The organism is Glycomyces tarimensis, from assembly GCF_054776215.1.
Genome location: NZ_BAAHCB010000023.1, coordinates 108,114 through 117,206 on the forward strand (window position 1 = coordinate 108,114; position 9,093 = coordinate 117,206).

At 69.3% G+C, this 9,093-nt stretch carries 11 protein-coding genes; 5 read left to right on the forward strand and 6 right to left on the reverse strand.

Features of this window, described 5'->3' with window-relative positions; genetic code table 11:
- Positions 1-60: 60 nt before the first annotated feature.
- Entirely contained in the window at positions 61-963 is a 903-nt protein-coding gene (locus ACYVK3_RS19185; RefSeq protein WP_460498939.1) for an SDR family oxidoreductase, read from the forward strand.
- Positions 964-1,069: 106 nt separating this feature from the next.
- Positions 1,070-1,438: a helix-turn-helix domain-containing protein gene (locus ACYVK3_RS19190; RefSeq protein WP_460498940.1), complete on the forward strand. Its 369-nt coding sequence runs from the start codon at positions 1,070-1,072 to the stop codon at positions 1,436-1,438.
- A gap of 150 nt (positions 1,439-1,588) precedes the next feature.
- Here ACYVK3_RS19190 and ACYVK3_RS19195 read toward each other — a convergent pair whose 3' ends face one another.
- The gene (locus ACYVK3_RS19195; protein WP_460498941.1) at positions 1,589-2,635 is read right to left on the reverse strand and encodes an aldo/keto reductase; all 1,047 of its coding nucleotides are present in this window, start codon (positions 2,633-2,635) and stop codon (positions 1,589-1,591) included.
- A gap of 88 nt (positions 2,636-2,723) precedes the next feature.
- Here ACYVK3_RS19195 and ACYVK3_RS19200 point away from each other — a divergent pair, with 88 nt between their 5' ends.
- Entirely contained in the window at positions 2,724-3,332 is a 609-nt protein-coding gene (locus tag ACYVK3_RS19200; protein WP_460498942.1) for a TetR/AcrR family transcriptional regulator, read from the forward strand.
- Positions 3,333-3,522: 190 nt separating this feature from the next.
- Here ACYVK3_RS19200 and ACYVK3_RS19205 read toward each other — a convergent pair whose 3' ends face one another.
- The 5 genes from ACYVK3_RS19205 to ACYVK3_RS19225 all read right to left on the reverse strand — a co-directional run bounded on the left by ACYVK3_RS19205 (position 3,523) and on the right by ACYVK3_RS19225 (position 7,585).
- Entirely contained in the window at positions 3,523-4,110 is a 588-nt protein-coding gene (locus ACYVK3_RS19205) for a ClpP family protease (RefSeq protein ID WP_460498943.1), read from the reverse strand.
- Positions 4,107-4,736 carry a ClpP family protease gene (locus ACYVK3_RS19210; RefSeq protein ID WP_460498944.1) on the reverse strand — a complete coding sequence of 210 codons (630 nt, stop codon included), beginning with the start codon at positions 4,734-4,736 and terminating at the stop codon, positions 4,107-4,109. The genes ACYVK3_RS19205 and ACYVK3_RS19210 overlap by 4 nt, the downstream gene beginning before the upstream one ends.
- A gap of 346 nt (positions 4,737-5,082) precedes the next feature.
- Positions 5,083-5,451 carry a hypothetical protein gene (locus ACYVK3_RS19215; RefSeq protein ID WP_460498945.1) on the reverse strand — a complete coding sequence of 123 codons (369 nt, stop codon included), beginning with the start codon at positions 5,449-5,451 and terminating at the stop codon, positions 5,083-5,085.
- Positions 5,448-6,281, reverse strand: a complete 834-nt coding sequence (locus ACYVK3_RS19220; protein ID WP_460498946.1) for a hypothetical protein — start codon at positions 6,279-6,281, stop codon at positions 5,448-5,450. Before ACYVK3_RS19220 ends, ACYVK3_RS19215 begins: the two co-directional genes overlap by 4 nt.
- A gap of 335 nt (positions 6,282-6,616) precedes the next feature.
- Positions 6,617-7,585, reverse strand: a complete 969-nt coding sequence (locus ACYVK3_RS19225) for a helix-turn-helix transcriptional regulator (protein ID WP_460498947.1) — start codon at positions 7,583-7,585, stop codon at positions 6,617-6,619.
- Positions 7,586-7,792: 207 nt separating this feature from the next.
- Here ACYVK3_RS19225 and ACYVK3_RS19230 point away from each other — a divergent pair, with 207 nt between their 5' ends.
- Both ACYVK3_RS19230 and ACYVK3_RS19235 read left to right on the forward strand, forming a co-directional pair.
- The gene (locus ACYVK3_RS19230) at positions 7,793-8,737 is read left to right on the forward strand and encodes an alpha/beta fold hydrolase (RefSeq protein WP_460498948.1); all 945 of its coding nucleotides are present in this window, start codon (positions 7,793-7,795) and stop codon (positions 8,735-8,737) included.
- A gap of 153 nt (positions 8,738-8,890) precedes the next feature.
- Positions 8,891-9,019, forward strand: a complete 129-nt coding sequence (locus tag ACYVK3_RS19235) for a hypothetical protein (protein WP_460498949.1) — start codon at positions 8,891-8,893, stop codon at positions 9,017-9,019.
- The last annotated feature ends 74 nt before the right edge of the window (positions 9,020-9,093 follow it).

The window sequence follows — 9,093 nt, forward strand, 5'->3', positions numbered from 1 at the left end:
CCCGCGCCGACGATGGAAGCGCCGGCATGGGCCGGTGCCACTCGTCAGAAGGAGCACATCATGCGAGTATTCGTCACCGGCGCGACGGGCTTCGTCGGTTCCGCCGTCGTCCCCGAACTCATCGAGGCCGGTCACGAAGTGGTCGGCCTCGCCCGCTCCGAGCGGGCCGTCGAGCGGTTGGCCGCCGTCGGAGCCGAGGCGCACCGCGGTGAGCTCGGCGACCTGGACGGCCTCCGCCGCGGTGCGGCCGGGGCGGACGGCGTCGTCCACCTGGCCTTCATCCACGACTTCACCGACCTTCCCAACTCCGGCGGGGCCGACCTGGCGGCCATCGAGGCCATGGGCGAGGAGCTGGCCGGCACCGGCAAACCCTTGGTGGTCACCGCCGGCGCCGTGACCGCACGGTCCGGCACCGCCGGCACCGAGGACGACGCGGTCGACCCGGACTCGCCAGCCGTGCACCGCATGGCCTCGGAGAACGCCACGACGGCGCTCGCCGAGCGCGGTGTGCGGTCCTCGGTGGTCCGCCTCGCCGCCTCCGTGCACGACCGAGGCGACTACGGCTTCGTCCCGGCACTGATCGGCGTCGCCCGCGAACAGGGCGTTTCAGGCTATGTGGACGACGGGCGCAACCGCTGGCCCGCCGTCCACCGCCGCGACGCGGCGCGCCTGTTCCGGTTCGCCCTCGAGTCGGGCACGCCCGGCTCCAGGTACCACGGCGTCCACGAGCTCATCCCCTTCCGGGACATCGCCGTGGCGATCGGGCGTGGGCTGGACGTGCCGGTCGAGAGCATCGCGAGCGCCGATGCGGCGGACCACTTCGGCTGGATCAGCGCCCTCACCGCCTACGACGCGGTCGTCTCCGCCGATCTCACCCGCGAGCGCCTCGGCTGGACCCCCGAACACCACGGGCTGCTCGCCGAGCTCGAAGCCGGCCACTACTTCCAGGTGCCGGCCGCGTGAGGGCTCCCGGCGGGGGCGACGCGAGCCTGCGCGCGATCGCCCCGCCGGGATTCTGCCGTCGGCGTAACGGACTCGATCCGACATCGCCATCGCCTTACCATGAGGCATGGCTGAGACTCCCCCACTGACGAAACCCGTCCGCGACGACGCCGCCGCGCCGCCGCGCGAGCCGAACCGCCGCGACCGCGAACCGCTGTGGCGCGACGCGCTCGGCGAACGCCTCCGGAGCCTGCGTCGCGAACGCGGCGAGAAGCTGGCCGACACCGCGAGCCGCGCCGGGATCTCGCCGCAGTACCTCTCCGAGATGGAGCGCGGTCTCAAGGAGCCCTCGAGCGAGATGATCGCCGCCGTCGCCGGAGCGCTCGACACGACGCTCGCCGATCTGGCGCTCGGGGTCGCCGAGCGGCTGCGCGCCGCCGAGGTCAACGCCATCGCCGGCGTGGCATGCCGCGCCGCGTACGCGCTGGCGGCCTAGCCCGGCAGCAGTATCTCGTTGCGCGGTGATCTGGTGAGCGGTTCAGCACCAGCGACGCCGGTGTCCTGATCGCATTGGGGGTCGGGACGCTGGGTCGAGCTTCGCGGTGTTGCGAGCCGACCGCGAACTTCGAGTGCTGAGCGAAGCGGCTCAGGCGCCGGACGGCGTCAAGGGCGGGTTGAGGCGCGCGAAGCCCTCCTGGCGCTCGTACGGGTAGTACGGGTACGGCGGGGTCTTCGCGCCGGCCTTGTCGAGCCGGGCGACCTGCTCGGGTGCCAGCTCCCATCCGACGGCGCCCAGGTTCTGGCGCAGCTGGTCCTCGTCGCGGGCGCCGATGATCACGGAGGCGACGGTGGGCCTGCGCAGGAGCCAGTTGATGGCGATCTGTGGAACGGTCCGGCCCGTCTCGGCGCTGATCTCGTCCAGTGCCTCGACGACGCCGTAGAGGTGCTCGTCGTCGACGGGCGGTCCCCACTGGGCGGTCTCGTGCAGGCGGCTGGAGTCCGGGGCCGGGCTGCCGCGTCGGATCCTCCCGGTCAGCCGGCCCCAGCCGAGCGGGCTCCACACGAGCGCGCCCACGCCCTGGTCGTGGCCGAGCGGCATGAGCTCCCACTCGTAGTCGCGGCCGACGAGCGAGTAGTAGACCTGGTGGGCGACGTAGCGGCTCCAGCCGCGCCGGTCGGCGACCGCGAGCGACTTCATCAGCTGCCAGCCGGAGAAGTTCGAGGCGCCGACGTAGCGGAGCTTGCCCGCGCGGACGAGGTCGTCGAGCGCCGCGACGGTCTCCTCGACGGGGGTGCGGGCGTCGAAGGCGTGGAGCTGGAACAGGTCGATGTGGTCGGTGCCGAGCCGGCGCAGCGCGGCGTCGACCGCGGCGATGAGCCGCGGGCGGGAGGAGCCGGCCTCGTTCGGGCCCTCGCCGATCGGCAGGCTCGCCTTGGTGGAGATGAGGACCTGGTCGCGTCGGCCCTTGAGCGCCGCGCCGAGGATCTCCTCGGAGGCGCCGCCGGAGTAGACGTCGGCCGAGTCGAACATGGTGACTCCGGCGTCGAGCGCGACGTCGACCATGCGGCGGGCTTGGTCGATTCCGGCCGTGCCCCAGGCACGGAACAGCGGTCCCCGGCCGCCGAACGTGCCGGCGCCGAAGCTGAGCGCGGGCACTTCGAGGCCCGAGGCGCCGAGTCTGCGGTATTCCATGGGAGCTCTCCTCTAATGGTTCTACAGTTCCGTTAATGGCTGGTCTAAACTAGCGCACAGGAGCCATTAACGCAACTGGAGACCCGTTATGAGTGATGCGCGGCCCGACCCTGGAACCGTCCGCCCCGGCGGGCGCACCGCCAAGGTGCGCGCCGCGGTGCTCCGCGCGGCCGGCGACGCCCTCGCCGAGCGGGGTTTCGACAACATCGACCTGGCCGACATCGCCCATCGCGCGGGCGTAGGCAAGACCACGGTGTACCGCCGCTGGGGCACCGTGCCCGGGCTGGTGGCCGACCTGCTGACCGAGATGGCGGAGGAGTCGCTGCCGCGCAGCGAGACCGGCACGCTGCTGGGCGATCTGACCGCGCAGGCCCGCCTGGTTCGCAGGACCCTGGCCGACCCGCGGCAGGGTCGGCTGTTCCGGGCGCTCATCATCGCCGCCGGTTGCGACTCGCAGGCCGAGGCGGCCCTGCACCGCTTCTACGCGACGCGGACCGCCGAGTGGGCGCCGTGCGTCGAGCAGGCCGTCGAGCGCGGCGAGATTCCGCGAGGGACGGACGCCGCCGAGGTCGTCAAGGCGGTCTCGGCGCCGCTCTACTACCGCCTCCTCATGGGCGGGGATCCGCTCGACGAGGCCGCGGCCGACCGGGCCGCGAGAGCCGCCGCCGAAGCGGCGCGGGCCGGCGTTTTCGCATAGCCCGGCTCGCCCAGTTGGGACGGGCCTCAGCGATCGGCGTCGGCGCGGCGTCGGCGGCAGGACCTCTGGCGGCAGGCGGACCCGCAAAAGCTGGCGGGCCCGCCGGGGCCGGGCAGATCGATCGGACCGCGAGTTCCAGGAGTGTTCGAGCACTCGCGAACGGGAACGCGAGTGCTCGAACACGGCCGGGTCACCGCTCTTCGAGCACGTGGTCGAGGAGCCCGTAGTCCTTCGCCGCGTCCGCGGTGAAGACCCGGTCGCGATCGGTGTCGGCGCGGAGGGTCTCCGGGCTCTGCCCGGTGTGCCGGGACAGGATCTTCTCGATGTCGGCGCGCACGCGCACGACCTCGTCGGCCTGGAGGATCAGGTCCGGGATCGTCCCGCGGCCCTGCGCCGTCGGCTGGTCCAGGATGATCCGCGAGTGCGGCAGCGCGGACCGCTTCCCGGGCTCGCCGGCGGCGAGGAGCACCGCGCCGGCCGCGACGGCCTGGCCGACGCACGTGGTCGCCACCGGCGACCGGATGTAGCGCAGCGTGTCGTAGACGCCGAGCATCGCGCTCGGGTCGCCGCCCTCGCAGTTGATGTAGAACTGGATCTCCCGCTCGGGGTTCGTGGCCTCCAGGTGCAGGAACTGCACGACCAGGGCGTTGGCGACGCCCGAGTCGATCGGGGTGCCGAGGTAGACGATCCGCTCGTCGAGCAGGTGCGAGTAGACGTCCATGACCCGCTCGCCGCGAGGATGCTGGGTGATGACGTTCGGAATCGTGTAGGAGCTCATCGGGCCCCTCCTTCCGCGGTGAGGCCGATGCCGATGTTCCGGTGCAAGCGCGGCGACACCTCGTCGAAGGAGCTCACGACCGCGTCGATGAAGCCGTATTCGAGCGCCTCGCGGGCGGTGTACCAGCGGTCGTGCAGCGAGTCCTCGAAGATCCGCTCGACCGGTTGCCCGGTGTCCTCGGCGGTGAGCCCCAGCACCGTGTCGCGGGTGTACCGAAGGTCGTTGGCCTGCAGTTCGACGTCGACGGCCGCGCCGGCGATCCCGGCCGAGCCCTGGTGCATGAGCACCCGGGCGTGCGGCATGGCGCGCCGCTTGCCCTTGGTGCCGGCCGAGAGCAGGAACTGGCCGGCGCTGCAGGCGATGCCGATCGCCAGTGTGGACACATCGCAGGGGATGAGCCGCATGATGTCGCGGATCGCGAGCATCGACGGGACGGACCCGCCCGGGGAGTGGATCCACAGCGCGATGTCGGCCGAGGTGTTCTCGGTGGCCAGGGCCATCATCTGCGTCGCCAGCAGGAGGCCGTTGTCGTCGTCGAGGACGCCGTCCAGGACCAGGACGCGCTGCTGGTACAGCTCGCGTCTGGCCCGTTCATTGAACAGTGGGGTCTTCTGGTCTTCGCTCATGGATCCACACTGCGCGGCACGCGGCTGGGGCGCCATCGGATCCGCCCTGGGCGGATCCGCCCACAGCAGAGCGGAGCATCGGTCAGGCCTCCGGGCCGGACAGGGCGGCGTCCCGCCACAGGATCTTGGTGGACAGCGACGGCTCACCGTCGTCGATGAGCGCGACATGGAGCGCCGGCAGCCGCAGACGACGACGGTCCTCGGACGTCGCGAACGGCGGCAGCGGGAGGTCGGGAAAGGCGGGCCGACCCCAGGGAACGGTCGAGGGGAGAAAGGATCGCCTCCCGTGCGTCTGCTCGCCCTTCGGAAGGCGTTGCGCCCCTGCCCGCGCTTCTCCCCGATCTAGTCAGCCGTCGTCTCGTTCGCAGGCGAACCAGACGACGGCCGCCGCTTCATTCAAGCGGCGGGTGTTGTCGCCTTCGAGGACCCAGTCGCGGTGGGCGGTCTCGCAGATCCACAGATCGGGTTCGCCGACGACCAGGCCCGTCATGTACCCGAGCAGGGCGGGCTCGATGTCGGCGAAGGCGATCCACATGCGCGGCGCGCTGGTCATGGTGCCGAACTTGACCGTTCGACCGGCGATGGTGTCGGTGCCGAGGACAGTGAGCCGGTCGGGGTCGATCGGGCCGGGAAGCCCCGCTTGGAGGGGTAGGACGCGCAGCGCCCGCAGGTAGCGGGCGCGGATGCGGTGCGGCGTGTGAGCGGCACGGCTCATGCGAGACCGCCTCCCGCGACCGGGCGACGGGCGTCGAAGGCCCGTTCCCACGAGTCGATGTAGCCGGCACGAGGTCTGGGCAGCGGGGGATTCGCCGGCGTGCCGCGCAGACTCAGCGGCGACTCGGTTTCCGGCGCGGCCTGCGCGGGAGCCGCCTCGGCGTGATGGGAGCCGGAGCATAGAGCGGCGGTCCAGCGCGCGAAGCGGATGAGCGCGGCGATGAGGCGCCCGGATGCTCGCTCCGGCTCGGGGCGTCGGATGTGGGCTCGGGCGAGGGGCTCGGAGTCGATCAGCCAGCGGTCCCAGGCGTCTTCGCGGAGTCTGGAGAATCGGTAGGGCTCCTCGGCGCGGTGGTCGGATGCCGGTTCGGGCAGGTGCCGGCGGTGCCCGCGCGGGGCGGGGCCGGGTCTGTCCCGCTCGGGCGGGAGTGGATCGGGGAGTTCGCCTCGGCGGTGGCGGCCGGTGCGCCGGTCTTGGTACCAGCCCGAGGCGCCGTAGGGGCCGGAGTCCTCGGGGTCGTGGGGCTTGCCGCCGATCTCCCAGGTGTCGCCGGGCCGGTGGCGCAGGTGCGGCGGCTCGTAACGCGGGTTGGCCGGGTCGGACTCGGGTGCGGTGCGGTCGGTGCATTCGGGGTCGTGCTGGTAGCGGTAGGCGCCGGGCGTGTTCGGGTCGGGTCGGCCGTCGGGCAGGAACAGGCGTCGACCGGCCCAGTCGTAGAAGCCGTCACCGGGGACTTCGACGAGGGGGCTGCCGGGGCCTCGGGAGTGTCGCTCGAAGGTGTTTTGCTCGGTGCCGCCGGGCCGATTTTGGCGTACGCTGACATGAACCATGGGAGGTTTCCTCTCAGGGTTTGCAAGGTGGGCCGCCGATCTGTTTGGCGATGGAAGGGCGGCCCACCGGGCCATATTCAATTGGGTTTCGGAGTACGCGCACTGCGCGATCTGAGCACCATCGCACACCAGTCACGCCGGCACAACCAGCAACACGCGCGATTCTCCAATTGCATCGGCCATTGTGGGGTCAGTGCGATCACACCGGGTCGTCGTAATACAAAACAGTTCGAAGTATTAATGCGCCGCTGGAATGTCGTAGGCCATGACCGCGAATCCATGCTCGGCGGCGACCTTGCGCCACATGACCTGATCGGCCGATCCGCTCCTGATCGTCATGGTGGCGAGACGGTGAGGTGAGTGGCGAGTCGCCTGACGGTGTCGGCAAGTTCAGCCGGTTCGATGACGGCCACAGGGGCGGTGAGCGCAATGCGGGCCACGGTCAATGCAAGCCGGTCGAGATCATCGTCGCGGATCTGGACGGAACAGGAGTCCGCCTGCGTCTCGATCGGTGTGTGGTCCACCCATCGGAGCACACCCTCGAGTTCGGCGATCGCGGCGTTGACGGCGAGTTTCGCCTCATGGTGACGGGGCAGCGAGCCGAGTGAGCTCGCGACGAAGCTCCCCGCATCGCCGCCCGGGATCGGGCGGGGCGCGAAATGACCGCCCGCCGGTCGGGGCTCCCGGAGCCGATCCAGCCGAAAGATGCGCCAGTCGCGGCGATGTCGGTCCCATGCCACGAGATACCAGCGACGGCCGGCGGTGACGAGTTGGTGCGGCTCGACGAGCCGTCGGCCGTTCTCGCCATCACGTCGTCGGTAGTCGAAACGCACGTCCTCACGGTCTCGACACGCCGCCGCGAGCACACTGAGTGCTTCGGGGTCGACGATGTCGTCGTCGGTGGCCGATCGCATCGACGTGATGCTCGAATGCAGCGCCGACACCCGTCGGCGCAGTCGATGGGGCAGGAGTTGCTCGATTTTCGTCAGGGCGCGCAGCGACGTCTCCTCCATACCGCCTATGGCGGCCTCCGCGGCGTAGCGCAGGCCGACGGCTACCGTGACGGCCTCATCATCGTCGAGGACCAGGGGCGGCACGTGCGCTCCGGTCGCGAGTCGGTAGCCCCCGTGCTTTCCCGACGTGGCATCGACCGGATAGCCGAGGTCGCGCAGACGATCGACGTCGCGGCGCACCGTTCGCTCGGTGATCTCGAGGCGTTCGGCGAGTTCGGCGCCGCGCCAGCATCGATGCGTCTGCAGGAGCGAGAGCAACTGCAGTGCTCGACCAGTGGGGTCTTTCGGCATTTTCTCAGTCTGCCACCACCTGAGGACCGATCCTGTCCGCAATGCGCCATACGGTGGTGGCAACCGATCAGACGGCACCCAGGATCGGTAATCCGCCGAAAGGAACTTCGATGCGCCAGGCCGTCACCCAAGCCCGGACGAGGACTCACCCGAGTGCTCGATTCCGGCCATCGTCTGAACACCTCGAAAAACCATGGAGGAAATGCAATGTTCGATCCAGCCGATTTCCCCGAGCCCACCCTTATTTCAGTCAACGGTGTAGCACTCGAAGTCTTCGAAGCGGGCCGACAAAATGCCGGAGAGCCCATTGTGCTCTGTCACGGCTGGCCGGAGCACGCCTTTTCCTGGCGTCATCAGATGTCCGCCCTCGCCGCGGCGGGCTACCATGTCATCGTCCCGAACCAGCGGGGTTATGGCGACTCGTCCCGTCCGACCGAAGTGGCCGAATACGACATCGAACACCTGTCGGGTGATCTCATCGCACTTCTCGATCACTACGGATACGAAGACGCCACCTTCGTCGGTCATGATTGGGGCGCGATGGTCGTTTGGGGATTGACCTTGCTGCATCCAAGCCGTGTGAACAAGGTGATCAACCTGAGCCTGCCTTACCAGGAGCGCGGAGAAAAGCCCTGGGTCGAGTTCATGGAGGACATGCTCGGCGGCGACTTCTATTTCGTCCACTTCAATCGACAGCCGGGCGTCGCAGACGCCGTGCTCGAAGAGCACACATTCCAGTTCCTTCGCAACCTGTACCGGAAGAACAAGCCCCCCGAGGAGCCTCAGCCGGGTATGGCGATGATCAATCTCGCCAGAGCCGCAACACCGCTCGGAGAGCCCTTGATGAGCGACAGCGAACTGGCCGTTTTCATCTCCGCCTTCGAGAAAGCGGGGTTCACCGGCAGCATCAACTGGTACCGGAACCTTGACCGCAACTGGCGCTTGCTGGCGGACGTGGACCCGATCATCCAGCAGCCCACCCTCATGATCTACGGCGACCGGGATGCGGTCGCGAGGTCTGAGAACCTGTCCGCGTTCGTGCCCAATGTGGAAGTGGTCACTTTGGATTGCGGTCATTGGATCCAGCAAGAAAAGCCGAAAGAAACCAACCAAGCGATGCTGAAATGGCTGGAACAGCGGGATGCCGCCTAAAGGCTGTCCCGTAATGTCCAGGCGGGGGCTTGAAGGAGCCTGAGGTTCTCGGCTCATCCCGGTGTCATGCAGCAGCTTCGGGTTCCTTCGAACGCCATTCGCTCTCTGCTGGCGACATTTCCGGCCCGCCTTGCCCCTGACGTGCGAGGAGTCTTGGCGGTCGTCCCGGAGGCGCGGCTGCTACCGGTGAGGCCCTTCGAGGTCGAAGTCCACTACGAGGCCGGAGCCATCCCCTACCGCATCTACAACGCCGGTCTCCACAATCTCGCCCGCATCGCTTGAGCCGAGCCGAATCAGGAAGCTTATGCAAAAGCCGCTTCCGAGTGATGTCGGTACAGCTGGCGCTTGATCACGGC

Bases quoted from the DNA above. Each gene is read 5' to 3' on its own strand.
- ACYVK3_RS19205 (WP_460498943.1), bottom strand. From the start codon at position 4,110: ATGAGCTCCTACACGATTCCGAACGTCATCACCCAGCATCCTCGCGGC.
- ACYVK3_RS19225 (WP_460498947.1), bottom strand. From the start codon at position 7,585: ATGCCGAAAGACCCCACTGGTCGAGCACTGCAGTTGCTCTCGCTCCTG.
- ACYVK3_RS19210 (WP_460498944.1), bottom strand. From the start codon at position 4,736: ATGAGCGAAGACCAGAAGACCCCACTGTTCAATGAACGGGCCAGACGC.
- ACYVK3_RS19190 (WP_460498940.1), top strand. From the start codon at position 1,070: ATGGCTGAGACTCCCCCACTGACGAAACCCGTCCGCGACGACGCCGCC.
- ACYVK3_RS19195 (WP_460498941.1), bottom strand. From the start codon at position 2,635: ATGGAATACCGCAGACTCGGCGCCTCGGGCCTCGAAGTGCCCGCGCTC.
- ACYVK3_RS19215 (WP_460498945.1), bottom strand. From the start codon at position 5,451: ATGAGCCGTGCCGCTCACACGCCGCACCGCATCCGCGCCCGCTACCTG.
- ACYVK3_RS19200 (WP_460498942.1), top strand. From the start codon at position 2,724: ATGAGTGATGCGCGGCCCGACCCTGGAACCGTCCGCCCCGGCGGGCGC.
- ACYVK3_RS19220 (WP_460498946.1), bottom strand. From the start codon at position 6,281: ATGGTTCATGTCAGCGTACGCCAAAATCGGCCCGGCGGCACCGAGCAA.
- ACYVK3_RS19230 (WP_460498948.1), top strand. From the start codon at position 7,793: ATGTTCGATCCAGCCGATTTCCCCGAGCCCACCCTTATTTCAGTCAAC.
- ACYVK3_RS19185 (WP_460498939.1), top strand. From the start codon at position 61: ATGCGAGTATTCGTCACCGGCGCGACGGGCTTCGTCGGTTCCGCCGTC.